The following is a 474-nucleotide window of genomic DNA, read 5'->3' as shown; positions in this document are numbered from 1 at the left end:
TATGGACCTGGTCAACCTCCTTTGCCTATTCGTTTAATTATAGGTCTTCTCATTATCAGTCATATGTATAATATTTCTGATGAACAAGTAGTGGTTAGATGGGTAGAAAACCCTTATTGGCAATACTTTTGTGGATATGATTATTTTCAGTTTAAGGTGCCTTGTAACCCCAGTTCATTGACCCGTTGGCGCCATAGATTAGGTCAAGAAGGTCTCAATAAAATCTTGTCTATTACTATAGACTTAGCGCTAAAAAAAAAAGTAGTGACCCGAAAAGAACTTGAAAAAGTTATAGCTGATACTACTGTAATGGAGAAAAATATCCGTTACCCAACTGACTCTTCTTTGCTTAATAAAGCCAGAGAAAAACTGGTCAGTATAGCCAAGAAAACAGGTATTAAACTGCGTCAAACTTATCAGCGGTTAGGTCTATCTATTAAACGTAAAGTTGATAGGTATGCTCATGCCAAACAG

At 36.3% G+C, this 474-nt stretch carries 1 protein-coding gene; it reads left to right on the top strand.

Going from position 1 to position 474, the window contains the following annotated elements:
• Nucleotides 1-474 (top strand): transposase (locus ACRRVB_RS00805; protein ID WP_432466122.1); only part of this gene is annotated, 474 nt, incomplete at both ends.

It is taken from the genome of Candidatus Cardinium hertigii, assembly GCF_050864855.1.
Lineage (GTDB): Bacteria > Bacteroidota > Bacteroidia > Cytophagales > Amoebophilaceae > Cardinium > Cardinium hertigii_C.
This window is presented reverse-complemented; position numbering and strand designations above follow the sequence as displayed.